The organism is Kineococcus deserti (assembly GCF_050871945.1).
In the GTDB taxonomy this organism is placed as follows: Bacteria; Actinomycetota; Actinomycetes; order Actinomycetales; family Kineococcaceae; genus Kineococcus.
Genome location: NZ_JBJLSI010000013.1, coordinates 15,446 through 42,127, shown reverse-complemented (window position 1 = coordinate 42,127; position 26,682 = coordinate 15,446). Strand labels below are relative to the sequence as shown.

At 74.6% G+C, this 26,682-nt stretch carries 22 protein-coding genes; 12 read left to right on the top strand and 10 right to left on the bottom strand.

Annotated elements, in window-relative coordinates:
- Positions 1–47: 47 nt before the first annotated feature.
- A complete protein-coding gene (menE, locus tag ACRYR2_RS12155) occupies positions 48–1,253 on the bottom strand; it encodes an o-succinylbenzoate--CoA ligase (protein WP_432563124.1) in 1,206 nt (401 codons plus the stop codon).
- 166 nt (positions 1,254–1,419) lie between these two features.
- Between menE and ACRYR2_RS12150 the strand changes: the two genes are divergently transcribed.
- A complete protein-coding gene (locus ACRYR2_RS12150) occupies positions 1,420–3,837 on the top strand; it encodes a putative bifunctional diguanylate cyclase/phosphodiesterase (protein ID WP_432563123.1) in 2,418 nt (805 codons plus the stop codon).
- Positions 3,838–3,858: 21 nt separating this feature from the next.
- On the opposite strand, the gene ACRYR2_RS12145 is transcribed toward ACRYR2_RS12150, so the two are convergent.
- Positions 3,859–4,800: a 1,4-dihydroxy-2-naphthoyl-CoA synthase gene (locus tag ACRYR2_RS12145; RefSeq protein ID WP_432563122.1), complete on the bottom strand. Its 942-nt coding sequence runs from the start codon at positions 4,798–4,800 to the stop codon at positions 3,859–3,861.
- A gap of 45 nt (positions 4,801–4,845) precedes the next feature.
- On the opposite strand from ACRYR2_RS12145, the gene ACRYR2_RS12140 reads away from it, so the two are divergent.
- Positions 4,846–5,853, top strand: coding sequence for an o-succinylbenzoate synthase (locus ACRYR2_RS12140; protein ID WP_432563121.1), 1,008 nt, complete (start codon positions 4,846–4,848; stop codon positions 5,851–5,853).
- 46 nt (positions 5,854–5,899) lie between these two features.
- On the opposite strand, the gene ACRYR2_RS12135 is transcribed toward ACRYR2_RS12140, so the two are convergent.
- A complete protein-coding gene (locus ACRYR2_RS12135; RefSeq protein WP_432563188.1) occupies positions 5,900–6,310 on the bottom strand; it encodes a hotdog fold thioesterase in 411 nt (136 codons plus the stop codon).
- 63 nt (positions 6,311–6,373) lie between these two features.
- On the opposite strand from ACRYR2_RS12135, the gene menD reads away from it, so the two are divergent.
- From menD to ACRYR2_RS12110, 5 genes are all read left to right on the top strand, one after another.
- Positions 6,374–8,050, top strand: coding sequence for a 2-succinyl-5-enolpyruvyl-6-hydroxy-3-cyclohexene-1-carboxylic-acid synthase (gene menD, locus ACRYR2_RS12130; RefSeq protein WP_432563120.1), 1,677 nt, complete (start codon positions 6,374–6,376; stop codon positions 8,048–8,050).
- A gap of 104 nt (positions 8,051–8,154) precedes the next feature.
- On the top strand, positions 8,155–8,892 hold the full coding sequence (locus ACRYR2_RS12125) for a demethylmenaquinone methyltransferase (RefSeq protein WP_432563119.1): 738 nt from the start codon (positions 8,155–8,157) through the stop codon (positions 8,890–8,892).
- Between the two features lie 46 nt (positions 8,893–8,938).
- Positions 8,939–10,225, top strand: coding sequence for a geranylgeranyl reductase family protein (locus ACRYR2_RS12120; protein WP_432563118.1), 1,287 nt, complete (start codon positions 8,939–8,941; stop codon positions 10,223–10,225).
- Entirely contained in the window at positions 10,222–11,283 is a 1,062-nt protein-coding gene (locus tag ACRYR2_RS12115; protein WP_432563117.1) for a polyprenyl synthetase family protein, read from the top strand. The genes ACRYR2_RS12120 and ACRYR2_RS12115 overlap by 4 nt, the downstream gene beginning before the upstream one ends.
- A 130-nt stretch (positions 11,284–11,413) precedes the next feature.
- Complete coding sequence (locus tag ACRYR2_RS12110; protein WP_432563116.1) at positions 11,414–11,713, top strand: hypothetical protein; 300 nt, start codon at positions 11,414–11,416, stop codon at positions 11,711–11,713.
- Here ACRYR2_RS12110 and ACRYR2_RS12105 read toward each other — a convergent pair.
- The 6 genes from ACRYR2_RS12105 to rarD all read right to left on the bottom strand — a co-directional run bounded on the left by ACRYR2_RS12105 (position 11,682) and on the right by rarD (position 19,237).
- Positions 11,682–13,289 carry a methyl-accepting chemotaxis protein gene (locus tag ACRYR2_RS12105; protein ID WP_432563115.1) on the bottom strand — a complete coding sequence of 536 codons (1,608 nt, stop codon included), beginning with the start codon at positions 13,287–13,289 and terminating at the stop codon, positions 11,682–11,684. The genes ACRYR2_RS12110 and ACRYR2_RS12105 overlap by 32 nt on opposite strands.
- 112 nt (positions 13,290–13,401) lie before the next feature.
- Positions 13,402–14,424: a DNA polymerase domain-containing protein gene (locus ACRYR2_RS12100; RefSeq protein WP_432563114.1), complete on the bottom strand. Its 1,023-nt coding sequence runs from the start codon at positions 14,422–14,424 to the stop codon at positions 13,402–13,404.
- A complete protein-coding gene (locus tag ACRYR2_RS12095; protein WP_432563113.1) occupies positions 14,421–15,458 on the bottom strand; it encodes an ATP-dependent DNA ligase in 1,038 nt (345 codons plus the stop codon). Before ACRYR2_RS12095 ends, ACRYR2_RS12100 begins: the two co-directional genes overlap by 4 nt.
- A 221-nt stretch (positions 15,459–15,679) precedes the next feature.
- A complete protein-coding gene (locus ACRYR2_RS12090; protein WP_432563112.1) occupies positions 15,680–16,471 on the bottom strand; it encodes a hypothetical protein in 792 nt (263 codons plus the stop codon).
- Positions 16,472–16,477: 6 nt separating this feature from the next.
- Positions 16,478–18,193 carry a bifunctional lysylphosphatidylglycerol flippase/synthetase MprF gene (locus ACRYR2_RS12085; RefSeq protein WP_432563111.1) on the bottom strand — a complete coding sequence of 572 codons (1,716 nt, stop codon included), beginning with the start codon at positions 18,191–18,193 and terminating at the stop codon, positions 16,478–16,480.
- Positions 18,194–18,265: 72 nt separating this feature from the next.
- A complete protein-coding gene (gene rarD, locus ACRYR2_RS12080; protein WP_432563110.1) occupies positions 18,266–19,237 on the bottom strand; it encodes an EamA family transporter RarD in 972 nt (323 codons plus the stop codon).
- 99 nt (positions 19,238–19,336) lie between these two features.
- Between rarD and ACRYR2_RS12075 the strand changes: the two genes are divergently transcribed.
- The 4 genes from ACRYR2_RS12075 (at position 19,337) to ACRYR2_RS12060 (ending at position 24,163) form a co-directional block, all read left to right on the top strand.
- Positions 19,337–20,719 carry an FAD-dependent oxidoreductase gene (locus ACRYR2_RS12075; RefSeq protein WP_432563109.1) on the top strand — a complete coding sequence of 461 codons (1,383 nt, stop codon included), beginning with the start codon at positions 19,337–19,339 and terminating at the stop codon, positions 20,717–20,719.
- 1 nt (position 20,720) lies between these two features.
- A complete protein-coding gene (locus ACRYR2_RS12070; RefSeq protein WP_432563108.1) occupies positions 20,721–21,521 on the top strand; it encodes an electron transfer flavoprotein subunit beta/FixA family protein in 801 nt (266 codons plus the stop codon).
- Entirely contained in the window at positions 21,521–22,492 is a 972-nt protein-coding gene (locus ACRYR2_RS12065) for an electron transfer flavoprotein subunit alpha/FixB family protein (protein WP_432563107.1), read from the top strand. Before ACRYR2_RS12070 ends, ACRYR2_RS12065 begins: the two co-directional genes overlap by 1 nt.
- An 81-nt stretch (positions 22,493–22,573) precedes the next feature.
- On the top strand, positions 22,574–24,163 hold the full coding sequence (locus ACRYR2_RS12060; RefSeq protein WP_432563106.1) for a methyl-accepting chemotaxis protein: 1,590 nt from the start codon (positions 22,574–22,576) through the stop codon (positions 24,161–24,163).
- Positions 24,164–24,205: 42 nt separating this feature from the next.
- Here ACRYR2_RS12060 and ACRYR2_RS12055 read toward each other — a convergent pair whose 3' ends face one another.
- Positions 24,206–25,534: a PP2C family protein-serine/threonine phosphatase gene (locus ACRYR2_RS12055; RefSeq protein ID WP_432563105.1), complete on the bottom strand. Its 1,329-nt coding sequence runs from the start codon at positions 25,532–25,534 to the stop codon at positions 24,206–24,208.
- A gap of 262 nt (positions 25,535–25,796) precedes the next feature.
- Between ACRYR2_RS12055 and htpX the strand changes: the two genes are divergently transcribed.
- Positions 25,797–26,678 (top strand): zinc metalloprotease HtpX, encoded by an 882-nt coding sequence (htpX, locus tag ACRYR2_RS12050; RefSeq protein ID WP_432563104.1) that lies wholly within the window; start codon positions 25,797–25,799, stop codon positions 26,676–26,678.
- The last annotated feature ends 4 nt before the right edge of the window (positions 26,679–26,682 follow it).

Here is a 26,682-nt window from a genome sequence, read left to right as displayed (position 1 = left end):
ACCGACGGGGCGGATTCCCCACCGCGAAGTCCTGCACCTGCAGCGGATCAGGACCCGGGGTCCGCGGCGGCGCGGGCGCGCAGCGCGGCGCGGTCGGGTTTGCCCGGACCGCGCAGCGGGAGCTCGTCGAGCAGCAGCAGCTGGCGGGGCGCGGCGTGCCGGGCCACGGCGTGGCTGACGCGGTCGCGCACCTCCGCCAGGGACGGGGGGACCGGCCCGGGCACCACGCAGGCGACGACCCGCTGACCCCACTCGGGGTCGGGGACGCCGACGACGACGACCTCGGCGATCCCCGGCGTCCCGGTCAGGGCGTCCTCCACGAGCGCCGGCGCGACCTTGAGCCCGCCGGTGGTGATGAGGTCGTCGACGCGGCCCAGGATCCGCACCCGGCCGTCGGCCAGGACGGCGGTGTCGTCGGTGGTGAAGCGCCCACCGGCGAAGGCGGGGTGATCGGGCAGCCCGCGGTAGCCGCGCGCCACGACGGGCCCGGCCAGCGTCAGCCGGCCGTCCTGCAGCGCCGGCACGACCCCGTCGAGCGGGACGCCGTCGTACACGCAGCCCCCGCAGGTCTCCGAGGAGCCGTACGTCGTGACCACCGGCACACCGGCCTCCCGGGCCCGGGCCAGCAGCGGTGCGGGGGTCGCGGCCGAGCCGACGAGGACGGCGGCGTACCGGCGCAGGGCGGCGGTGGCCTCCTCGTGCTCGAGCAGCCGGACCAGCTGGGTCGGGACGAGCGAGGTCAGCAGCTGCGCGCCCGTGCAGGCCGCCGTCGCCGCCACGAAGGCCCCGGCCGTGAAGCCGCCGGAGGCCAGCACGACCGGCTCGGTCCCGGCGCGGACCGAGCGCAGCAGCACCTGCAGGCCCGCGACGTGGTGGGCGGGCAGGGCCAGCACCCACTGCTGGGCCCCGGGCCCGGGTGCCAGTCGTCGCGCCGTGGCCGCGGCCGAGGCCCGCAACGCGCCCGCCGGCAGCAGCGCCCCCTTGGGCGTGCCGGTGGAACCGGACGTCGAGACGACGACGGCGGTCGGGTCGTCCGCGCTGTCCTCGCCCGCGGCCAGCGGCCCGCCGGGGTCCAGCGCGCTCGCGGGCGCCTGCCCGGCCGCGTGCGGCAGCAGCGCGTGGGGCAGGTCGCCGGCCAGCGCGCGGGCCAGCGTCGGCAGCAGCCGGAGGACCTCCGGTCCGGCGGGGACGGGCAGGGGGAGCAGGGGTCGCACCGGCGCAGGGTAGGCCCGCCGCCGGGAGACGCCGGACATCACTATGCGTAGTCCTGACGAACGCTCGGTGGATTTGCGCAGGTGAGAGGCTTTCAACTTGCTCCGATCGGGTGCTAGCAGTTCGCTGACCGTGAATGGAGCGTGACCGGGCGGTCTCGGAGTGTCAGGATGTGGCTCGATCCGTCGACGTCAGGGGGAGATGCGGATGAGCGGCGGTGTCCGCGAGCGCCGACCCCTGGCCAGCGTGGTGTTCGACGGGGTGGTGACCCTGGCCGCTGCGGTGACCACCGTGCTGGCCGCCCTGGCCTTCGCGGGACTGGCCTTCGCGGGGCCGTCCTCCACGGGGTCGGCCGACGGGGTGCACTGGCGTGAGCTGGTGTGGTGCCTGGTCATCGGGTTCCCGCTCATGCAGCTGCTGACCCGGTTCCCCTTCCAGATCAACACCAAGCACGCCGGCATCGAGGTCCAGTTCGACATCGGCGTCCTGGTCTTCCTGCTCTCCTTCGCCCGCCCGGCCACCGCGGCGCTGGCCTGGTGCGTCTGCGTGGTCCCGACGAACCTGCTGCAGCGCAAGAGCTGGGTCAGCCGCGTCTACAACGCGAGCATCGGCGTGCTGTTCCTGCCCGTCGCCCTGGCGGTCCTGCAGGGCCTGGGCACCCCCGGCGAGTACGGGGGCACGTGGCGGACCATCGGCCTGGCCATGACGGTGGCCGAGGTCTTCGCCGTCGCCGCGGCGGTCGTCGCGGTCTTCGTCGTCGACGTCGCCGTCTCCGCCGTCTCGGTCGCCGTGCAGGAACGGACCTCGATCCGCCAGGAGCTGCTGCACACCGGGGCCTGGCTGGCCATGGGCACGAGCGTCGCCGTCGGCGGCCTGGGCTACCTCGGCGGGCTCGTCGAGGCCCGGCTCGCCCAGTGGGCGGCGCTGCTGCTGGTCATCCCGATGGTCGTGACCATGGTCGCGACCCGCGCCATGCGCGAGACCCGCGACGTCGCGCGCCGCACCGAGGCGCTGTTCGAGGCCGCGACCGCGCTGCACACCCAGGGACGGCGCGCCGACCTGGCCCGCGCCCTGCAGAAGCACGCCCGGATGGTCGCCGGGACCCCCGCGGCGATGGTCCGTTCGGTCGGCCCGGCCGAGGACGAGATCGGGGTCCCGGTCGTGGCCGGCGACGGCGTGGTGCTGTACGTCACCGCGCCCAAGCGGCGCGACCCCGCGCAGCGGGCCTCGGACGAGAAGGCGCTGGAGGCGCTGGCCAGCGTCGGTGAGGCCGCGTTCTTCCGGGTCAGCGCCAGCGAGGAGATGCACGGCCTGGCCCGCCGCGACGTCGTCACCGGCCTGCCGAACCGCCTGCAGTTCGCCGAGCGCCTCGCCCGGGAGCTCGACCGGGCCCGCGAGACCGACCGGCTGGACCGGCTGGTCGTGCTCTACCTCGACCTCGACGGGTTCAAGGGGGTCAACGACCGGTTCGGCCACGACGCCGGCGACGAGCTGCTGCGGCTGGTCGGTTCCCGCCTGCGCGACACGCTGCGCGGCGGCAGCACCGTCGCCCGCCTGGGCGGTGACGAGTTCGCGGTGCTGCTGCCGGACTGCCTGGACGTGGAGGGCCTGTGCCGGCGGGTGCTGGCCGCGCTGCGCGTGGAGGTGCGCATGCGTGGGCACGTCCTGCGCGTGCAGGGCAGCATCGGCCTGTCCCGGGCCCGTCCCGGCGACGACGTCGGCACGCTGCTGCGCAACGCCGACACCGCGATGTACCGGGCCAAGGCGACGGGCAAGAACCGCTGGGTGGAGTTCCGTCCCGAGCTGCTGGAGGAGGAGATCGCCCGCCTGCAGGTGATCGAGGACCTGCAGCAGGCGCCGGCCGAGGCGTTCGTCGTGCACTACCAGCCGATCGTGGACCTGCACAGCACCGACTCCCGGACCCAGATCGTCGGGCTCGAGGCCCTGGTCCGCTGGCGCCGCGACCGCGGGGGAGCGGTCGAACCCCTCGTCGGGCCCGACGAGTTCATCGGCCTGGCCGAGCGCTCCGGGACCGTCGTCGGCATCGGCGACTCGGTGCTGCGCCAGGTGGCCCGCGACGCCCCGCTCATCCGGCGGTCGGCCGGCCGCCGGCTCGACCTCATGGTCAACGTCTCCCCGGTGCAGCTGCGCCACCCCGACTTCACCGCCCGGGTCGCGGCCGCGGTCCGGCAGACGGGGGGCAGCGGCTGCCGGCTGCACCTGGAGATGACCGAGTCGGTCATGATCGACGACGACACCGTCGACCGGTTGCGCGAACTGGCCGAGACCGGCGCGCAGCTGACCATCGACGACTTCGGCACCGGGTTCTCCTCGCTGGGCTACCTGCGGCACCGGCCGTTCTCCTCGTTCAAGATCGACCGCAGCTTCGTCCGGGACATCGCGACCGAGCCGACCGCGCGGGCGCTGGTCGAGGGCATGGTCAAGATGGGCCAGGCGCTGGGGCTGACGATCGTCGCCGAGGGCGTCGAGCACGTCGAGCAGGCCGAGATCCTGCGGGAGATGGGCTGCCAGCTGGCGCAGGGGCACCTGTACTGCCGGCCGTTGACCATCGGCGAGGTCGAGGACGTCCTGGCCGCCCCGACCGCGCCCCAGCTGAGCGCCTGAGGTCCGCCCGGGCGGGCCGACTCAGAAGTACCAGGGGAACGGGGACCAGTCCGGCTCCCGCTTGCCCAGGAACGCGTCCCGGCCCTCCACGGCCTCGTCGGTCATGTACGCCAGCCGCGTCGCCTCCCCGGCGAACACCTGCTGGCCCACCATCCCGTCGTCGACGGCGTTGAACGCGAACTTCAGCATCCGCTGGGCCGTGGGGGACTTGCCGTTGACCTCCGCGGCCCACTGCAGTGCCGTGGCCTCCAGCTCGGCGTGCGGGACGACGGCGTTGACCATGCCCATCTCGTGGGCCTGCTGCGCCGTGTAGGGCCGGCCCAGGAAGAAGATCTCCCGCGCGAACTTCTGCCCCACCTGCCGGGCCAGGTACGCCGAGCCGTAGCCGGCGTCGAAGGAGCCGACGTCGGCGTCGGTCTGCTTGAACCGGGCGTGCTCGGCGCTGGCCAGCGTCAGGTCGGCCACCACGTGCAGCGAGTGCCCGCCGCCGGCCGCCCAGCCCGGCACCACGGCGATGACGACCTTCGGCATGAACCGGATGAGCCGCTGCACCTCCAGCACGTGCAACCGGCCCCCCTCGGCCTTCACCCGCGCCGCGTCCACCGTGTCGGCCGTCTCGCCCTGCGCGTACTGGTAGCCCGAGCGGCCGCGGATGCGCTGGTCACCGCCGGAGCAGAACGCCCAGCCGCCGTCCTTCGGGCTCGGGCCGTTCCCCGTCAGCAGGACGCAACCGACGTCGGGCGTGCGGCGGGCGTGGTCCAGGGCCCGGGCCAGCTCGTCGACCGTCGCGGGCCGGAAGGCGTTGCGCACCTCCGGGCGGTCGAAGGCGATGCGGACCGTTCCGCGTCCCGGGCCCTCGACGACGCTGCGGTGGTAGGTGATGTCCTGCAGGTCCTCGAAGCCCGGCACCTCCGCCCACGCCGAGGGGTCGAAGGTCTCGCTCACACCGGGAAGGGCCGACACCTTCCCGAGCGTAGGTCAGCGGCCGGGCCGGGGGATGCTGAGGTCGTGCTGCCACCGCTTCCCGAACTGCTGCAGGCCGCCCACGTCGTCCGCCTGCCGCTGCGCCGCCGGTTCCGCGGGATCCTCGAACGCGAGGCGCTGCTGCTCGACGGCCCGGCCGGCTGGGGCGAGTTCGCCCCCTTCCTGGAGTACGGCCCCGCCGAGTCGGCCCGCTGGCTGGCCGCCGGGATCGAGGCGGCCTGGCAGGGGTTCCCCGCTCCCGTCCGCGACCGCGTCGAGGTCAACGCCACCGTTCCCGCCGTCGCCGCCGACGACGTCCCCGCCGTCCTGGCCGCCTTCCCCGGCTGCCGCACCGCCAAGGTGAAGGTCGCCGAACCGGGCGCGGAGTTCGCCACCCGGCTGGCGCAGGACGTCGCGCGGGTCCGCGCCGTCCGGGAGGCGCTGGGCCGCGACGGGAGGGTGCGCGTGGACGCCAACGCCGGCTGGACCCTGGAGCAGGCGCAGCGGGCGCTGACCGCCCTCGGCGAGTTCGACCTCGAGTACGCCGAGCAGCCCTGCGCGACGCTGGAGGAGATGGCCGACCTGCGCCGCCGGCTCGCCGCCGCGGGGACCCCCGTCGCGCTGGCCGCCGACGAGAGCGTGCGCAAGGCCGAGGACCCGCTGCGCGTGGCCGGGCTCGAGGCCGCCGACGTCGTCGTCGTCAAGGTCGCGCCGCTGTCGGGGGTGCGCCGCGCGCTGGAGGTGGCCCGGGAGTGCGGCCTGCCCGTCGTCGTCTCCTCGGCCCTGGACACCAGCGTCGGCATCGCGGCCGGCACGGCGCTCGCGGCCGCGCTGCCGGAGCTGCCGCACGCCTGCGGCCTGGGTACCGCCGCCCTGCTGGCCGCCGACGTGGTCGCCGACCCGCTGCTGCCCGTCGACGGGTCGCTGCCCGTCGGGCCGGTGAGCCCCGACCCGGACCTGCTGGAGCGCCACCGCGCGCCCGCGGACCGGCAGGCGTGGTGGCGCGAACGCCTCGCCGCCGCTCACGCAGTGCTTGATCACCGCAGTGCTTGATCACCGCGGGCTGGGCAGGATCCCCCGTGATCGAGCACTGCGGTGATCAGGCACGCGCGGGGGGCTCCGCGGCCCTGACGTAGTTCGTGATCCGGGCCGTGCACAGCCGCCGGCCCTCCTCGTCGGAGATGACGACCTCGTGGCTGGTCAGGGTCCGGCCCAGCGAGATGGCCGTTGCGACGCCGGTGACGATCCCGGAGCGCACCGACCGGTGGTGGGTGGCGTTGATGTCGGTGCCCAGCGCGAGCCCGCCGGGCCACACGTGCAGGAAGGCGCCGACGGACCCCAGCGTCTCGGCCAGCACGCAGCTGGCCCCGCCGTGCAGGAACCCCGCGACCTGGGTGTTGCCCTCGACCGGCATCGTCCCGACGACCCGCTGCGGGCTCATCTCGGTGAACTCGATGCCCATGCGCTCGATGAGCGTGCCCGAGGTGAAGGAGGCGAGGATCTCGTCCATCGACGGTGTCGTTCCGGTCACCCGTGGCAGGTTGCCACAGCCGCGCGGGCGCACCATGGAGGGGTGAACTCCTCGACCGCCCTCGCGACGGTCCTCGTCGACGCCCTGGTCCGGCTCGGCCTGCGACACCTCGTGCTCAGCCCCGGCTCGCGCAGCGCGCCGCTGGCCTACGCGGCCGCCCGCGCCGCCGACGAGGGCCGGCTCACCCTGCACGTGCGCATCGACGAGCGCAGCGCCGGGTTCCTGGCGCTGGGGCTGGCCCGGGCGGGTGAACTCGTCGCCGTCGTCACCACCAGCGGCACCGCGGTGGCCAACCTGCACCCCGCGGTCCTGGAGGCCCACCACGCGGGCGTCCCGCTCGTGGTGCTGTCGGCCGACCGCCCGCACGAGCTGCGCGGCTCCGGCGCCAGCCAGACCGCCGACGCCCAGGCGCGGATGTTCCTGCCCTCGGTCCGCTACAGCGCCGACCTGCCGGCCCCCGTCGACCCGGACCGGCAGGCCCCGGCGTGGCGCTCGGTGGTGTCCCGGGCCGTGGCCGCCGCCCGCGGCCTGCGCGGCGACGGGCCCGGTCCGGTCCACCTCGACGTCGGCTTCGCCGATCCGCTGACCCCCTCGCCCGGAACCCTTCCCGAGGACGTCAGGGGCCTGACCGAGGTCGTCGGAGTTCCTGCGCTGCAGGCGGTTCCGCTGCCGCGCGGGCCGCGGACCCTGGTGCTGGCCGGGGACGCGCCGGACCCGGCGACGGGCCTGGCGGCCCGTGAGCTGGCCGAGTCGGCGGGCTGGCCGCTGCTGGCCGAACCGAGTTCGGGGGCCCGCGGTGGGGAACGCGCCGTCGGCCCCTACCGCCTGCTGCTGGACGCGCACGACGCACAGGGGCCGCTCGGCGCGGTCGAACGCGTCGTGCTCTTCGGGCACCCGACGCTGTCCCGGCCCGTCACCCGGCTGCTGGCCCGCGACGACGTCGAGCTCGTCGTCGTCAGCCCGGCCGGGACGTGGCCGGACGCGGGGTTCCGGGCGGCGTGGGTGGTGCCGGCCGCGACCGTGGAGGGGCCGGCTCAGCCGGGGGAGCAGGAGTTCGCCGCGCGCTGGGACCGGGCCGCCAAGATCGCCGCCGACACCGTCGACGCGGTGCTGGACCAGGAGGGCGGGCTGTCGGGGCCGTGGGCGGCGCGCGAGGTCGTCGACGTCTGCGGGGCCGACGGTTGCACCCTCGTCGTGGCGGCGAGCAACGCGGTGCGCGACGTCGACCTGGCCGGCCGGCCGCACGGCGTGCGCACGGTCTCCAACCGCGGGCTGGCCGGCATCGACGGGACGCTGGCCACGGCCGAGGGGGTCGCCCTGGCGGCCGGCCCGACGCGCCTGCTCGTCGGCGACCTGGCCTTCCTGCACGACGCCAACGCGCTGCTGCCGGTGCCCGGTGAGCCCCGGCCGGACCTGACCGTCGTCGTGGTCAACGACGACGGGGGAGGGATCTTCGAGACGCTCGAGCACGCCGCCGTCGTGGAGCGCCCGACGTTCGAGCGGGTCGTGGCGACCCCGCACGGGGTCGAGCTGGCCGCCCTGTGCGCGGCGTTCGGCGTCCCGCACTCCCGCCCGGCCACCCGCGCGCAGGCCGCCGCCGCGATCGCCGCGCCGCCGCGGGGCCTGCGGGTCGTCGAGCTCGTCGTGGACCGCGCCGCCGTCCGCCCGCGGCAGGAGCGCATCGCCACCGCCGTCCGCGAGGCCGTCGCCGACGCCTGATCCGCGCCGTCCGCCCGGCGATCGAGTCCTTGGTCGCCGAGGTCGAATCCTTGATCACGGGGAGGGTGACGGGTGGTGCCTCGCGCGGCTGCGAGACTGGAGGGGTGGGAACCGCCGACGCCCTGAACCAGCGTGAGAGCCAGCGCGAGCTGGCCGACCTCAGCAAGCGCCCGGACCAGGTCGCCGGGATGTTCGACGAGGTCGCGGAGAAGTACGACCGCACCAACGACGTCCTCTCCGCCGGCCAGGACCGGTCGTGGCGCCGCGCGGTGCTGCGCGCGGTCGACGCCCGGCCCGGGGAGAAGGTGCTCGACCTGGCCGCCGGCACCGGCCGCTCCAGCGAGCCCTTCGCCGACCGCGGTGTCCTGACGGTCCCGTGCGACTTCTCCACCGGCATGGTCCGGGCGGGCAAGCGCCGCCGGCCCGACCTGGGCTTCGTGGTCGGCGACGCGACGCGGCTGCCCTTCGCCGACGGGGTCTTCGACGCCGCGACGATCTCCTTCGGCCTGCGCAACGTCGTCGACCCGGACGCGGGACTGCGGGAGATGGCCCGGGTCGTGCGCCCGGGGGGCCGGCTCGTCGTCTGCGAGTTCTCCACGATCCCCAACCCCCTGCTGCGCAAGGCCTACGACACCTACCTGCACCACGGGCTGCCGCGGGTGGCCAAGCTGGTCAGCTCGCACGGGCAGGCCTACGACTACCTCGTGGAGTCCATCGACGCCTGGCCGGACCAGCGGGGGCTGGCCACCCGGATCGCGGCCGCGGGCTGGGAGCAGGTCGCCTGGCGCAACCTGTCGTTCGGGGTGGTCGCGATGCACCGCGCCGTGCGGGCGCACTCCTGAGCGGGCGGAACTACACTTCGTGAAAACTTTCACGAGCGGAGGACGGATGCACACCCACGACGCGGACGTGCTCGTCGTCGGCGCCGGGCCCGCGGGCTCGACGCTGGCGCGGCACCTCGCCGACGCGGGCCGTCGCGTCCTGGTGCTGGAGAAGTCCTCGTTCCCGCGCGAGAAGGTGTGCGGCGACGGGCTGACCCCGCGCGCCGTGCACGAACTGGACCTGCTCGGCGTCAAGACGCCCGTCGCCGACGGCTGGATCCGCAACAAGGGCCTGCGCCTGCTCGGCGGCGGTGTGCGGCTGCAGGTGCCGTGGCCGGAGATCTCCGACTACCCCGGCCACGGCCTGGTGCAGACCCGGCAGAGGTTCGACCAGACGCTGGCCGAGCACGCCCGCGAGGGCGGCGCGACCGTCCTGGAGCGCACGTCGGTGACCGGTCCGGTGCTCGACGACCGCACCGGGCACGTCGTCGGCGTCACGGCCCGGCCGGTGGACGACAAGGGCCGCAAGGCGGGGGAGGAGCGCACCTACCGCGCCCCCGTCGTCGTGGCGGCCGACGGCGTCGGTGGCCGGCTGGCGCTGGCGATGGGCCTGGCCCGGCGCGACGACCGCCCCCTGGGCATCGCCGTGCGCACCTACTTCACCAGCCCCCGCCACGACGACGACTGGCTGGAGAGCTGGCTGGAGCTGCGCGAGGGCGACAGTTCGGGCGGGCCGCTGCTGCCCGGCTACGGCTGGGTGTTCGGCGTCGGCGACGGCACCTCCAACGTCGGTCTCGGCGTGCTGGACGCCGACGCCGGTTCCGGGGACATCGACTACCGGGAACTGCTGCGGCGCTGGCTGTCCGGCATGCCCCCGGAGTGGCGCTTCCGCGAGGAGGACCAGGTCGGGCCGATCCGCGGCGCCGCCCTGCCGATGGCCTTCAACCGCACCCCGCACTACACCCGCGGCCTCGTGCTCGTCGGCGACTGCGGCGGCATGGTCAACCCGTTCAACGGCGAGGGCATCGCCTACGCCATGCAGTCCGCGCGGCTGGCCGCGCGGGCCGTCGACGACGCGCTGGCCGCCGCGGACCCGCGCGCCCGCGAGCGCGCCCTGCAGTCCTACCCGGCCGCGGTTCGCGCCGACCTGGGCGGGTACTACACGCTGGGACGCGTGTTCGTCTCCCTCATCGGCCACCCGGAGGTCATGCGCCTCGCGACGCGGTTCGGGCTGCCGCGCCCCGGGCTGATGAAGCTCGTCGTCAAGCTCCTGGCCAACCTGGCCGACCCCACGTCGAAGGACGCCACCGACCGCGTGGTCGTGGCGCTGAAGCGATTGGCCCCCGCGTCGTGAACACCTCCTTGAACACCCCGGGGAACCCCGCCGTGAACACCCCGGGGAACGCCTCGAACGCGCTGCCCACCACCGACCCCGGGCTCGAGGACGCGCTGCGCGAGGGGCTGGAGGTCGTGGAGCGGCGGTTGCGCGCGGCCGTCGGCAACGCCGACCCGATCGCCGACGCCGCCTCCCGGCACCTCGTCGAGGCCGGCGGCAAGCGGGTCCGGCCGATGCTGACGCTGCTCGGCGCCCACCTGGCCGCTCCGGGCGCGCCGGTGCCGGACGAGGTCGTCGCCGCTGCCATCGTCTGCGAGCTGACCCACCTGGCCTCGCTGTACCACGACGACGTCATGGACTCGGCGCCCACGCGCCGTGGAGCCCCTGCGGCGCACCACGTCTACGGCAACAACGTCGCCATCCTGACCGGCGACCTGCTGTTCGCCCGGGCGTCCAACCTCGTCGCCGACCTCGGCCCGGAGGCCGTCAAGGTGCAGGCCGAGACGTTCGAGCGGCTGTGCCTGGGCCAGCTGCACGAGACCACCGGCCCGGGCCCGGACCAGGACGCCGTGGCCCACTACCTCGACGTGCTGTCCGACAAGACGGCCTCGCTCATCGCCACGGCCGGCCGGTTCGGCGCGTCCTTCGGCGGCGGCTCCGAGGCCGTCGTGCAGGCGATGGTCCGCTACGGCGAGGACGTCGGCGTGGCCTTCCAGCTCGCCGACGACGTCCTCGACCTCACCAGCGACACCGGCGAGTCCGGCAAGCGACCCGGCACCGACCTGCGCGAGGGCGTCCCGACCCTGCCCTCGCTGCTGGTCCGGCGGGCGGCCGCCGAGGGCGACCGCGCCGCGCAGGAGGTCGTGGACCTGCTGGACTCCGGCCGCCTCGGCGACGACACCGTGCTGGCGCAGGCCGTGGCGGCGCTGCGCGTGCACCCGGTCACCGACCAGGCCCGGACCACCGCACGCGAGTGGGCCCAGCGCGCCGCGACGCACCTGGCCGGCCTGCCCGCCTCGCCGGCGCGCGAGGCGCTGGAGACGTACGCCGCGACGGTCGCCGACCGCGTCGTCTGACCTCGCGCGGCCACCGTCGCGGGCACGGTGCGCAGGCGCTCGTCCACCGTCGGTGAGTTGTGGGCTGCTGGACCGGTGACGTCGCCGGAAGCGGCCCCGAGGCCGTCCACGCGCCGGTCACGATCTCCCCGTGACCACCGGTTCCACCCCGCCCACGACCCGCCCCACCGTCCCCGCTCCACGTCGCCGTGCGACCGGCCGGCACCGCGGCCCCGGCCGTCCGCGACTGCGCGGACCACGGCCGGCCGAGCGGCTCTGCCTGGTCAGCGCCCTGGCCTGCAGCGTCGTCGCCGTCGTGCTGAGGTTCCAGGGGATCCGGCCGGCGGCGGTCGTCGTCGCGGCGGTGGGACTGCTGCTGGCCGTCGCCGGGCTCGTCCTGGGACGGCGCGGCGCGCAACTCAGACGCGGAAGCGGCTCACGAGCCCGCTGAGCTCCCCGGCCATCCGGTGCAGGTCCTCGGTGGCCGCGCGGGTGCCCGCGACGACGTCGGCGGTGGTCTGCGCCGACCCCGTGATCTCCCGGATGCCGTCCGCGATCGACTCCGAGCCGGTGGCGGCCTCGCCGACGCTGCGGCTCATCTCGGCCGTCGTCGCCGACTGCTCCTCCACGGCCGAGGCGATCGTCGTCTGGTGGTTGCTGATCTCGCCGACGACCTCGGCGATGCTCTCGATGGCGCGCACGGCCTCGGCCGTGTCCGACTGGATCGACCCCACCCGGGCGGCGATGTCCTCGGTCGCCCGCGCCGTCTGCGCGGACAGCTCCTTGACCTCCCCGGCGACGACCGCGAAGCCCTTGCCGGCCTCCCCGGCCCGGGCCGCCTCGATCGTGGCGTTGAGCGCCAGCAGGTTCGTCTGCTCCGCGATGGCCGTGATGGCCTTGACGACGTCCCCGATCCGGGTGGAACTGACCCCCAGGCGGGCGACTGTCTCCCCGGCCCGACCGGCCAGGTCGGTGGCCCGCGCGGCCACGGCCGACGCCTGCGACGCGCCGGAGGCGATGTCGCGGATGGCGGCCTGCATCTCCCCGGCGCCCATGGCGACGGTCGCGACGCTGGCCGAGACGGTCGCCGCGGTCTGCGCGGCGCCGGCCGCGACCCCGGCCGTCTCGCCGGCGGCGGTCCCGATGCGCTCGCTGTCGGCGGCCAGCTGGGTGGAGGCGGCGGCCAGCGCCGAGGAGGACGCCGCGATGGCCGAGACGGTGCCGCGCACGCTGTCCCGCGCCCGTTCCAGGGAGGCGGCCATCTGCCCGACCTCGTCGGCGGACTCGACCTGCGCACCCACCGTCAGGTCGCCGGCGGCCATGGCCTCCAGCGACGTCGAGACGGCGTGCAGCGGCCGCACGATCGAGCGGACGGCGAGCAGCGCCAGCGTGGTGGCGATCCCCAGGCCGAGGGCCAGGCCGACGACGACGAGGTCGCGCGAGGCCGCGGCCTGGTCGCGCGAGGCCTGCGCGGTGGCCTTGGCCGCCGCGTCCTCGGCCGCCTCGATGGCGTCCAGGGTGTCGGCGGCCCGGCTCACCAGCGGCTGGGCGACGTCGGCGTCGGCCTGCGCCCAGCCGACGAGGTCACCGGCCTGCGACAGCGGCAGCAGCTGGGCGTCCCGCGCCTGCCGCCACTGCTGCCAGGTGGTGGTGAACTGCTCCCAGCCGGCCGGGTCGGCCAGCGGTGTCTGCTCGTAGGCCGCCGCCCAGGCGTCCAGCTCGGCGTCGCTGTCGACGATCTTCCGCGCGACCTCGGCCTTGCCCTCGGCCGTGGGGGCGGCGGCGTGCTGGGCCACCAGCATGCGGGTCTTGAGCTCCTCCTGGTGGACCCGGCCCAGCGCGTTCAGCCCCACGACGCTGTCCTCGTACAGCGCGTCCGAGCGCTCGGTCCCCGCGTGCAGCGCGACGAGGGACCCGGCACCGACGCCGAGGGCGACCAGCCCGAGGGCACCGACGGCGCTGAGCACCTTGGTGCGCACGCTGCGGTCGGCGAAGACGCGGGTGGTGCGGGCGGCGCTGCTCGGCATCGGATCTCCCGGGACGACGTGCCGGCGGACGCCGGACACCCTCCTGTCGTCCCGTCCGCGGCGCGGGTTGAACGTTTCGCCCGATGAGCCACACACGTCGATCTCGAGGTCGCTACTCCTTCCGGGCGCGGGAGGGCTGCACCCGCTTGGGCTCACCCGGCATCTTGGGGTAGTTCGGCGGGTAGGGCAGGTCGCCCAGGCCCCTGTCGTCGTCGGCGTCCGCCATCGCCAGCAGCGGTTCCAGGGAGAAGGCCGTCGACCGCCGGTCGGCCCACAGGTCGCCGACCGCGGCGAACCGCGCGGGGAACGTCGTCAGCGTGAAGTCGTCCGGGTCGACGCCGGAACCCAGTTCGTCCCACGTCAGGGGCGTCGACACCGTCGCGCGGGCCGTGCGCCGCAGCGAGTACGCGCTGGCCATGGTCCGGTCGCGGGCGTTCTGGTTGTAGTCGACGAACACGGTCTGGCCGCGTTCCTCCTTCCACCACGCCGAACTCACCAGCCCGTCGGCGCGGCGTTCGACCTCGCGGGCCAGCGCGATCGCCGCCCGCCGCACCTGCGTGAACGTCCAGCGGGGTTCGATCGTCACGAACACGTGGACCCCGCGGCCACCGGAGGTCTTGACGAAACCCCCGTACCCCAGTTCGGTCAGCAGCGGGTGCAGCACGTCGCGGGCCACCCGCCCGGCCTGCTCGAAACCCGTTCCCGGTTGCGGGTCGAGGTCGATGCGCAGTTCGTCGGGGTGGTCGACGTCGGGGGCCGTGCAGGGCCAGGGGTGGAACGTGACGGTCGACTGCTGCGCAGCCCACACCAGCGCCGCGGTGCTGGTCGGCCGGACCGCCTCCGCGGTCCGTCCCGAGGGGAACGTGACCTCCACCGTCTCGACGTACCCGGGGGCGAACCGGGGAACCCGCTTCTGGTAGACCTCCTCGCCCTCGACGCCGTCGGGGAACCGCTGCAGGTAGGTGGGGCGGTCACGCACCGCGGTGAGCAGGGCGGGGGCGACGAGCCGGTAGTGCTCGACGACCGCGCGCTTGGAACCCCGCGCACCGAGTTCGGGGTAGTAGGTCTTGTCCGGGGAGGTGAGCCGGACGGCGGTGCCGTCGACGTCGATCTCCTCCGCGGGCGCCCTGGTCACTTCGCGGCTCCCGACAGCACGTCCGCCAGGTCGTAGTCGGCGGGGACCTCGAGCTGGTCGAGCCGGCAGTCCTGCGGCGCCTTGTCCGGCCGCCACCGCAGGAACCGCGGGTTGTGCCGGAAGCGCCAGCCCTCCAGCTGGTCGTACTCGACCTCGCAGACGAGTTCCTGCCGGACCGGCACCCACGAGTTGTCCTCGCGGGCGTTCCAGCGGTTCTTCTCGCCCTCGGCCGACTCGCCCGTGCGCAGCGCGGACAACTGCTCCAGGAGCTCCACCCGGCGTTCCCGGGTGAAGGCCGCGGCCCCGCCGACGGAGGCCACGCCGTCGTCGGTGTGCAGCCCCAGCAGCATCGACCCGATCCCCGGGACGCTCTTGTGCAGCCGGTAGCCGATGACGACGCAGTCGGCGGTCCGCCGGTGCTTCACCTTCGTCATGACGCGCTCGCCCTGCACGTACGGCTCGGCGAGCGGTTTGGCCACCACCCCGTCCAGACCCGCCCCCTCGAAGGTGGTGAACCACTCGGTGGCCAGGGCGCTGTCGTACGTCGCCGCCGTCACGTGCACCACGGGACCGCAACCCGCGAGCGCCTCCACGAGGAGTTCCCGGCGTTCCCCGGCCGGGCGGGAGGTGAGGTCGTCGTCGCCGAGCGCCAGCAGGTCGAAGGCCACGAACTGCGCCGGCGTCTCCACCGACAGCTTGCCGATCCGGCTCTGCGCGGGGTGGATGCGCTGGGACAGCAGTTCCCACGCCAGCCGGCCGGCGCCGGGACGGGCCACGAACAACTCCCCGTCCACGACGCACCGCTCGGGCAACTCCGCCAGCACCGCGGCCACGACCTCGGGGAAGTACCGGGTCAGCGGTCTGGTGTTGCGCGAGCCGAGCACGACCTCGTCGCCGTCGCGGAAGACGATGCACCGGAAACCGTCCCACTTGGGTTCGTAGAGCCAGGCCGGCTCACCGTCGGGCTGCGCGGGGACGGCCCCGGCCGTCCTGGCCAGCATCGGCTCGACGGGAGGGTTCACCGGCAGGTCCATGCGGCTCACTCTGCCGCAGCCGGCCCCTCCCGGCGAGCCCCTGTCACCGCGGCGTCCGCGAGGTCGACCACCGGCCCGCGCCGGGGTGCGTGCTGCGCCGGTGCCGCGGACCGGACCGGCCGTCGGGGCCGCGGTCGCGAACGCCGACCTCCTGCTGGCGCCGCTCGTCGGCGCCCGGGTCGACCCTCCTCGAAGCGGCGTGTCCGCAGGGAGGTCGGCGCTCACGGTCCGGCCGGTTGCGCGTCGGCCAGTGCGGCCGAGCACCCCACCACGACGACGAGCGCCACCACCGTCGCCGGCCACCACCCGGCCCGGACGGTGTCGCCGAGCACCGCGAAACCGGCCACGGCCGGGACGACGACCTCCACCGACCACAGCAACGCCGTCGCCGGTCCCACCGGACCCCGTTCCAGCGCGGCGGCGTAGCCGAGGGTCCCGGCGATCCCGCCGACGAGAACGGCCCAGGCGACGGGTTCGCCGACGACGTGCCACCAGACGTCGGGGACGAACACGGCCCGCGCGCCCAGCGCCGCCACCGAGTAGCCCAGCCCGGCCAGCACGGCCTGCACCGCCGATCCGCCGCGCCGCAGCCCGAGCACCGCGCACGACACCGCCACCGCCGCCGCGCACAGCCCCAGCTCCACCGCCCGCGGCACCCGGGGGGAGGGTTGCTCGGTCCCCGCCCCGCCGACGACGGTCAGCGCCGCGACGAGCAGCAGCACCGCGACGGTGTCGCGCCGGCGCAGCCGGGAACCCAGGAACACCCGCGCGAGCAGCACGGTCAGCGCCAGCGATCCGGCCAGCAGCGACTGCACCGCGAACGTCGGCAACCGGCGCAGCGCGACGAGCGAGAGCAACCAGGCGGCCCCGTCGCAGCCCAGGCCGGCCAGGTACAGCGGGGAGCGGGCCAGGGCGGCGGCACCGGATCCGCCGCGCACGCCGACGGACTGCAGCACCGAACCGGCGGCGTACCCGAACGCCGCCAGGACGGCGGCCACCAGCGCCAGGCTCACCGGGGCTCACCGCCCCAGGAACCGTCCGACGACGGGGAGTTCGGCGACCCCCTCGGCGTCGGCGATGGTGAACCCCTGCGTCGCGGCGAACTCGACGGAGTCCAGCACCACGTACCGCGGCCGCCACTGCGGGTCGTACTTGGCGTTGAACTTCCACAGCGACTCGATCTGGGCGCTGCCCGACAGGGCGTGCAGGGCACGCCGGCCCAGGTCGGCGACGGCGCCCTCCCGCTCACCGGCGACGACCTCGCGCAGCACGGCGAAGTTGAGCCCGAGCCCGCGCATCCCGTTCTCCGCCAGGTGCTGCGCGGTCGCCACGATGAGCGCGTCGGTGATCCCGTTCGGGACGTCGTCGGCGGTGGAGCGGCGCATGACGTCCAGGGAGAAACCCTGCACGTCGGCCGCGGGGATCCACTGGACGAACCCCGCGGGACGGCCGTCGGCGAACCGGGCCACCGACAGCAGCAGCCCGGTGTCGGCCGGGTCGAACAACCGCGACAGCGTCATGGAGTACCCGCGTTCGGCCTCACCCACGCGCGACTCCCCGGAGATGGCGAGCAGCTGCGCGGCGACGTCGGCGGGCAGGGTCGCGGGGTCGTGGAAGGTGACGGTGATCCCGGCCTTGGCCACGCGGTTGACCGCCCCGCGCAGGCTCTTCACGTGCGAACCCTTGAGGGAGAACGTCGTGCAGTCCAGGACGGCCTCGTCGCCGAGGTAGACCGGACGCAACCCGACCGCCTCGTAGAACGGCAGCCACTGCGCGCGGGCACCGACGACGGCCACGGACCAGCCGTGGTGTTCGACGTGGTCGAGGAAGTCGGTCAGCAGTTCCGCGCGCCGTTCCGGTGGCCCCACGGGGTCGGGGGAGACCAGGCACACCCCGCCCCGGACGCTGTGCGCGACGACGCCCCCGCCCTCGGGGTAGTCGGCGAAGAAGAAGTCCTTGTCGTCGCGCAGGGCGAAGTAGTCCAGGGTGTCGCCGCCGAAGCGGGCCACCACGGCCCGGGCGCGTTCGCGCTGCACCCGCCGCGCCTGCTCGGTCAGCACCGTCGGCCGACGGGGGCTGAACAGCACCCAGCCCAGCACGACGAGCAGCGTCAGCCCCAGCGCGAGCAGCGCGGGGTTCAGCAGCGGCAGGACCACGTGCCCGGGGTCGCCGCGCAGCTTGGGCAGGGGCAGGCGCTCGTCTCCCACGAGCCGTTCGACGACGGCCTCGGTGGTCTCCTCGGGGTGCCGTTCCTCCCCGACGGCGACGACCAGCGCGGCCGAGACGACCAGGACGAGGCCGGCCCCCGCGCCCAGGACCCAACCGGCCCGGCGGGTCCGCGCCGCCGAGGGCAGGACCGGGAACGCGCGGGCGTTGACCGCCAGCCACACCAGGGCCACCACGTCGAGCAGGGCCTCCTCGACGTCGATGCCCTTGAGCAGGTGCAGCACCGCGGACGTGGCCAGCAGCGCGATCGTCAGCGCCCACGCCGGCCGCTGCCCGCGGCGCAGTCCGCGGGCCAGCAGCAGCAGCGCGATCGAGACGGGCACCAGCACGGTCCCGGCCCCCAGCGGCACCGCCAGCGGCAGGACGTCCAGCAGCGGGGCGAACCGCTCGCGCAGCGGCGGGGTGATCGACGACAGGATCCCGACGACCCCCAGGACGGTGACGACGGCGGCACCGAGACGACGTGTGCGGTTCCGGCGCGCCCGGCCGGCCAGGAGCGGTGGCAGCACCCTCACCAGTGTGCTGCGGACCCGCCGCGGCCCGGCCCGGCGGTCAGTTCTGCGCCGAGTTCGGGCAGTGTCCTAGGCGGGTTCGAGGACCACCCGACGGCGTTGCGCCCGCAGCGCGTCGGCGGTGAGGACCGCCAGCGCCAGCCAGACGAGCCCGAAGCCGATCCAGCGGGAGGCCGGCATGGACTCCCCGAGCGCCAGGGCGGCGCCGAACTGCAGCACGGGGGTGACGTACTGCAGCATTCCGATGACGCTCAGCGGCACCCGGCCGGCGGCGACGGCGAACAGCACGAGCGGGACCAGCGTCGTGGGGCCGGCCAGCACCAGCAGCGTCGTGTGCAGCGGGCCCTCGGTCGTGAAGGTGAGGCTGCCCGAGAGGCCCAGGACGACCAGCGCGACGGCGGCCGGCGCCGCGAGCACCCCCGTCTCGACCGTGAGCCCGGTCAGGGGGTCGACCCCGGCGCCGCGGCGGGCCAGCTGGTTCTTCAGCAGGCCGTAGCTGCCGAAGGAGACGGCCAGCGTCAGCGCCATCCAGGGCAGCCGGCCCAGGTCGACGGTGATGACGACGACGGCGGCCAGCCCGATCCCGACGGCCACCCACTGGCTGCGCCGCAACCGTTCGCGCAGCACCAGCACCCCCAGCAGGACGGTCAGCAGCGGGTTGACGAAGTACCCCAGCGAGGCCTCCAGGACGTTGCCGGTCACCACGGCCAGGCCGTACACGCCCCAGTTGGCGGCGATCGCGACGGCGGCCAGCGCCAGCAGCCCCCGCTGGGCCGGGGAGCGCAGCACGGCCAGCACCCGTGACCAGCGCCGCAGCACGCTCACCAGCAGCACCGACAGCACCAGGGACCAGACCACCCGCCAGGCCAGCAGCTCCAGCGCACCGGCCGAGCGCAGGACGTGGAAGTAGAAGGGGAACAGGCCCCACAACCCGTAGCAGGCGAGTCCGGCCAGGACTCCGGTGCGCGCACTGCGCCCCCCGTTGTGAGGATGACGAGCAGACTGCGTGTGCGCGGGGGGTCGTTCGTCCACAGAGGTCATCGTGACGTCAGGCCGACGCTCCCACGGCGTTAGGCTTGCCTACGGAACTGCGACAGTCGAAGATCTTCCACCAGTCGAGGGACAAGGACACCGAGAGCTGTGACCGATTCGAACCGTCCGCTGCGCGTCGCCATCGTGGGAGCGGGACCGGCAGGGATCTACGCCTCGGACATCCTCTCCAAGGCCGACCTGTCGCAGACCGGCTTCGACGGGGTCGGCATCGACCTCTTCGAGCGGCTGCCCGCGCCCTTCGGGCTGGTCCGCTACGGCGTGGCCCCCGACCACCCGCGCATCAAGCAGATCATCGTGGCGCTGCAGAAGGTGCTCGGCCGGGGTGACATCCGGCTGCTGACGAACGTCGACTTCGGCACCGACGTCACGCTGGAGGACCTGCAGCGCCACTACGACGCCGTCGTCTTCTCCACCGGCTCCATCAAGGACGCCGCGCTGGCCATCCCGGGTGTCGACGCCCCGGAGAGCTACGGCGCGGCCGACTTCGTGTCCTGGTACGACGGTCACCCGGACTACCCGCGCGAGTGGCCGCTGGAGGCCGAGACCGTCGCCGTCCTGGGCGCCGGCAACGTCGCGCTGGACGTGGCGCGGGTCCTGGCCAAGCACGCCGACGACATGCTCCCCACGGAGATCCCGGCCAACGTCTACGAGGGGCTGAAGGCCTCCAAGGTCAAGGACGTGCACGTCTTCGCCCGCCGGGGCCCGGCGCAGGCGAAGTTCTCGCCGCTGGAGCTGCGCGAGCTCGGCCACGTCCCGGACGTCGACGTCCTCGTCGACCCGGAGGACTTCGAGTTCGACGAGGGCTCCGAGGCGGCCATCGCGAAGTCCAACCAGACCAAGCAGGTCGTGAAGACCCTCACCGACTGGACGCTGAAGGAGGGGGAGTCGACGGCCTCGCGCCGCATCCACCTGCACTTCCTGCACGCGCCGGTCGAGATCCTCACCACCGACGGGCACGTCTCGGGCCTGAGGACCGAGCGCACCCGCCTCACGGGGGACACCTCGGTGGAGGGCACCGGCGACTTCCACGAGTGGGACGTGCAGGCGGTCTACCGCGCCGTGGGGTACTTCGGCTCCCCGCTGCCGGGGATCCCCTTCGACGAGCTCGCCGGGGTCATCTCCAACCACGAGGGCCGCGTCCTGGCCCCCGAGGGCGAGACGGTGCCCGGCGTGTACTGCACGGGCTGGATCAAGCGCGGCCCCGTCGGCCTCATCGGCCACACCAAGTCCGACGCCTCCGAGACGGTCAAGCACCTCGTCTCCGACGCCGCCGGGTTCACCCGCGCGCAGCAGCCGGACCCGCAGGCGATCCTGGACTTCCTGCAGGCCAAGGGCGTCGACGTCCTGACGTGGACCGACTGGGAGTCGCTGGACGCCTTCGAGCGGGCCCTGGGCGAGCCGCACGGCCGTGAGCGCGTCAAGGTCGTGTCCCGTGAGGACATGATCAAGGCCTCCCGCGGGATCGCCTGACGTGCGCGTCGTCGTCTGCGTCAAGCACGTCCCCGACCTGCAGTCCCCCCGGTCGATCGGTGACGACGGCCGGCTGGTGCGCGGCGGGGACGACGACACCCTCAACGAGCTCGACGAGGACGCGCTGGAGGCCGGGCTGCGCACGGCCGAGGCCGCAGGCTTCCCCGGGGAGGGCCACGACGTCACGGTGCTGACGGTCGGTCCGGCCGCCGCGGTGGAGGCCCTGCGCCGCGGGGTCGCCATGGGCGCCTCGAGTGCGGTGCACGTCACCGACGAGGCCGTGGCCGGATCGGACGCCCTGGCCACCGCGCGTGTCCTGGCCGCGGCGATCACCAGGCTGCACGCCGAGCAGCCCGTCGACCTCGTGGTCGCCGGGATGGCCGGCCTGGACGGGCTGACGTCGCTGGTGCCGGCCGCGCTGGCCGAGCTGCTCGGCTGGCCGCAGCTGACGCTGGCCGACCAGATCACCCTCACCGACGGGACCGTGACCGTGCGGCGCGAGACGTCCACCGACGTCGAGGTGCTCACCGCGCCCGCCCCGGCCGTCCTGTCCGTGACCGACCAGGCCTTCCGGGCCCGCTTCCCGAACTTCAAGGGGATCATGGCGGCCCGCAAGCACCCCGTGGCGACGTGGACGCTGGCCGACGTCGGCGTCGACCCCGCCACCGTCGGCGCCGACGGGTCGACCACCCGCGTGGTCCTGGCCGCCGAGCGTCCCGAACGGCCCGACCGGGTCCTGGTGACCGGTGACGCCGAAACGGTCCCGGCCCTGGCCGACTACCTGGCGCAGAAGGGTTTCTGATGAGCACCGACGGTTCGGTGGCGGTCCTGGTCGACCACGCCGGTGGCCTGGCCCGCCCGACGGCGCTGGAGCAGCTCACGCTCGCGCGCGAGCTGGGGCGGCCCGTGCACGCGGTGTGGATCGGCGCCGACCCGCAGACGGAGGTGATCGCCGCCCACGGCGCGACGAGCCTGCACCACGTGCGCGTCGACGGTGCCGACGAGCAGCTCACGGCCTCGCTGGTCGACGGCCTGCAGACCGTCCTCACCGCGGTCGGCGACGTCTCGCTGCTGCTGGTGCCCTCCACGTTCGAGGGCAAGGAGGTCGCGGCCCGCCTGGCCGTGCGCACCGGCGGCGGGGTCGTCACCGGCGCCTCGGGCGTCGCCGCGCAGGACGGTCGCTGGGTCGCCCGCAAGACGGTCCTGGCCGGGACCTGGGACACCGCCTGCGCCGTGACGGGCCGGCTCGCGATCGTCGGGCTCGCCCCGCACGCCGTGCAGGCCGCCCCGCTCGCCGTCGCCGCGCAGGTCGAGGTCGTGGAGCACACCGTCGCCGCCTCGGCCGCCGCCCGCGCCGTGACGGTCGTCTCCCGGCAGCCGCGCCCCACCTCCGAGCGCCCGGCCCTGGCCGAGGCCGAGGTCGTCGTCGTCGGCGGCCGCGGCGTCGAGGGGGACTTCTCCGGCGTCGAGGAGCTCGCCGACGTCCTCGGTGGCGCCGTCGGCGCCACCCGCGTCGCCACCGACGAGGGCTGGATCGGGCACGAGGCCCAGGTCGGGCAGACCGGCGTGACCATCTCACCGCGCCTGTACATCGGCGCCGGCGTCTCCGGTGCGGTCCACCACAAGGGCGGCATGGCGGCCTCGGCCACCGTCGTGGCGATCAACAACGACCCCGACGCCCCGATCTTCGAGTTCGCCGACTACGGCGTCGTCGGGGACCTCACCGAGGTGCTGCCCGCGCTCGCGGCCGAACTGCGCAAGCGTCGCGGCTGACCGTTCCGCGAGCGCGCCCCCTTCCCGGCGTCCGGGGAGGGGGCGTTTCAGTCTTCTAGATCATCTGCCGATCCACGTCGTGTGCTCACCCGACTGCGCGATCTGAACGTCGCTCCCAAGTTGTTCGCCGGCTTCGGCGTCGTCTGCCTCCTGCTGGCGGTCATCGTCGGCCTCAGCATCAACCGCCTGGGCAGCTCCCAGGCCAACCTGCAGACCCTGTCCTCCAGAGGAATGGCTTCGGTGCAGACCCTGGGTGACGTCCGGGCCACCTTCCTGCAGCTGCGCCTGGACATCACCAGCGCCGCGCTGCCCTCCACGCCCGAGCAGACGGCTGAGCAGCTGGACACCATGACCACGCACGACGGGGTCTTCGACGAAGCCTGGAAGGCCTACCTGGCCACCTCCCCCTCCGCCTCCGCCGAGGACCGCGCTGCGCTCGAAGACCTGATGCAGCAGTACCGCACCTCCCGCGAGGTTCTCGTCACCGCGGCGACGAACAAGGACATCGAGGCCTACGTGGCCGAACGCGACAGCACGACGGCACCGATCGCCCAGGAGATCACCGCGCAGCTGGGCGTGCTCCGCGACGCCGAGGCCCGAGCGGGCACGGCCATGACCACCCAGGGCGGCAGCGACTACCACGCGGCCGTCGTCGTGCTGCTGGTGATCGGTGGCCTCGCCTTCGTGATCGCCGTCGTCGTCGCGGTGGCCGTGGCCCGCGGGATCGCTGGCCCGCTGGCCCGCACCCTCACCGTCGTCGAGGGCCTGGCCTCCGGCCGCCTGGACCAGCGCGTGGGGATCAGCACCCAGGACGAGGTCGGCCGCCTCGCCGCCGCCCTCGACGTGACCATGGACCGGCTCACCGAGACGATGCGCCGCATCGTCGCCAACGCCGGCGTCCTGGCCGCCTCCTCCGAGGAGCTGACCACGGTGGCCACCCAGCTGTCCTCCGGCGCGGAGGAGGCCTCCACCCAGGCCCAGGTCGTCTCGGCGGCGACCGAGGAGATCTCCGCCAACATCGGCACCGTCGCCGCCGCCGGGGACGAGATGACCTCGGCCATCCGCGAGATCGCGACCTCCACCGCCGAGGCCTCCGCCACCGCCGCTTCCGCCGTCACCGCGGCCACCGCCGCCGGCGACACGCTTTCTCGCCTCTCCGCCTCCTCCCGCGAGATCGGCGAAGTCGTCAAGCTCATCACCTCCATCGCCGAGCAGACCAACCTCCTGGCCCTCAACGCCACCATCGAGGCCGCCCGGGCGGGGGAGATGGGCAAGGGCTTCGCCGTGGTGGCCGGGGAAGTCAAGGAACTGGCCCAGCAGACCGCACGGGCCACGGAGGAGATCGTGGCCAAGGTCGGTTCCACCCAGGCCGACGCCGCCGCCGCGGCGGGGGCGATCAGCGAGATCACCGAGGTCATCGCCCGCATCGACGGTCTGCAGGCCGCCATCGCCGCCGCCGTGGAGGAGCAGTCCGCGACCACGAGCGAGATGGTCCGCAACGTGACCGAGGCCTCCACCGGCGCGCAGGAGATCTCCTCGAACATCTCCGGGATCGCGGCCGCGGCCGACCAGACGACCTCCGGCGCGACGCACACCGCCGGCACCGCCGGTGAGGTCTCCCGCGCCGCGACCGAGCTCAACGAGCTCGTCGGAGGCTTCCGCCTGCCCTGACCGGCGGTGACGGGTGAGCGCCGGCAGCGCTGTCGCGGGGAGTCAGGACGGGTGCACCGTCCGGCTCCCCGCGACGTGCGTGTGCCCCCGGTCGCAACCGCTCGTGACCGCTGCCGACCGCGACGTCGACTCCCGGACGGCGAGGACGGCGCAGTCGTCCTCGCTGTTCGCGACGTGCTCGGTGACCAGTTCCCCCAGCACCGTCTGCAGCGGTCCGGCGTGGGTGCGCTCCAGCCCGGCGCGCAGGATCCGGATCCCGTCCCCCACGTCGCGGCCGCGACGCTCGACCAGCCCGTCGGTGTAGAGGACCAGCGTCCCACCGGTGGGCCAGTCGCGCTGGTGGTCGTGCCGGGCCCGGCGCGGGGCCACCCCCAGGGGCAGGTCCGGCTCCTCCGCGAGCACGGTGCTGCGGCCGGTCGCGTCGACGAGCAGGGGCGGTGGGTGACCGGCGGTCGTCCAGCGCAGCATCCGCGGCGAGCCCGGCGGGTCCAGCCGCACGACGACCATCGTGGCCAGCGTCGCATCACCCAGGGTGTCCAGGACGTGGTCGAGCCGGCTGACCAGCGCCGCGGGGTCCTCGTCGGGGTGGTCCACGGCCAGGGCCCGGAACATCGAGCGCACCCGGCCCATCCGGGCCGCGGCCTCGATGTCGTGCCCGGCGACGTCGCCGATCACCAGCAGGACGCCGTCGTCGGGCAGCGAGATGGCGTCGTACCAGTCACCGCCGACCTGCTCGTCCGTCGTCGACCACGGCAGGTAGCGGCTGGCCACCTCCAACCCGGGCAGGGCGGGCAGCTCGGGCAGCATCGCGGCCTGCAACGTGTGCGCCACGTCCCGGCGCTCGCGGTACAGCTGCGCCCGGCGGGCCGCCTGCGCGGTCGCGTCGGCCACGGCGGTCACGAGCACGCCCTCGTCCTCGGTCAGGGCCCGGTCCCGGTCCCAGGCCAGGGTCAGCGCCCCGATCCGGAACCCGCCGGAGATGAGCAGCGGCAGCACGACACCCGAGCGCAACCCGTTGCGCGTCATGTCGTCGCGCGTCTGCGGGAACATCGCGACCAGCCGGTGCAGGTCCTCGAAGACCAGCGGGCGGCCCGAGCGCGAGACCCGGTGCGCGGGGGAGTCCGCGTCCAGCGGCAGGCGCAGCCAGCGCTGCTCGGTGTCGTCGTCGAGCTGACCCAGGGCCGGGGTCACCAGCCACGGCCCGTCGATCAGCGAGACCGCCGTGTAGGTGGCGTCCAGGTCCTTGCGCAGGACGTCGCGCACGGCCAGGGCCACGTCCTCGACGCTGTCGGTGGCCGCCAGAGCGCTGGCGAGCCCGAGCAGCGTCCCGGCCAGCGGTGTTCCGGCTCTGCGGTCGGTGCCGGCGCCCACCGCCCACCCCCGTCCTCGCGTCCACGCGCCGGATCACGCGACGCCTCCAGCGAAGTCACTCACAGTTCATGCGCGTGACGCAACCGTCGCGGACCTGTCCTGCCCGCGTGCCGTCAGCCCCGTCGGCGTCGAGCGGCGCCGGACCGCGGCGCCGGACCGCGGCGCCGGACCGCGGCGCCGACGGGACCCGCTGACGGAACGCCCGCGCCGCCGGAGACGTTGCTGGCTGCGAGAGGGTTCTGCAGCAGGGGGAGAGGACCGGATGCACCGCCACCACAACGGGCTGAAGACCGCCGCGCTCTTCGGTGCGATCTGGGCGGTCCTGCTGGTCCTCGGCGGCCTGCTGGCCGCCTCCTTCCGGCAGCCGGTCATCCTCGTCGTCTTCGTCGTCATCGGCCTGGCCACCTCGGCCTACGGCTACTGGAACTCCGCGACGCTCGCGCTGAAGGCCATGCGCGCCCGTCCCGTGTCCGAGGCCGAGCAGCCCGGGATGTACCGGATCGTGCGGGAGCTGTCGACGCGGGCCCACCAGCCCATGCCGCGGTTGTACGTCTCGCCCACCATGGCCCCCAACGCCTTCGCCACCGGCCGCAACCCCGAGAACGCGGCGGTCTGCTGCACCGAGGGCATCCTGCAGGTGCTCGACGAGCGTGAGCTGCGCGGCGTCCTGGGCCACGAGCTCATGCACGTCTACAACCGGGACATCCTCACCAGCTCGGTCGCCGGGGCCCTCGCGGGCGTCATCACCTCGATCGCCCAGTTCGGGATGTTCTTCGGCTCGATGCTCGGCGGCGGCCGCGACGAGGACCGGCCCAACCCGCTGGCCATGCTGCTGCTCTCGCTCATGGCGCCGCTGGCCGCGACGGTCATCCAGCTGGCCATCAGCCGCACCCGCGAGTACGACGCGGACGAGGACGGCGCCAGGCTCACCGGCGACCCGCTGGCGCTGGCCTCGGCCCTGCGCAAGCTGGAGCTGGGCACCCGGCAGCTGCCCCTGCCGCCCGAGCGCGAGCTGGTCAACTCCAGCCACATGATGATCGCCAACCCGTTCCGCGGGCAGGGGGTGGCGAAGCTGTTCTCCACCCACCCGCCCATGGCCGAGCGGATCGCCCGCCTGGAGTCCCTGGCCGGCTACCGCCGCTGACCCG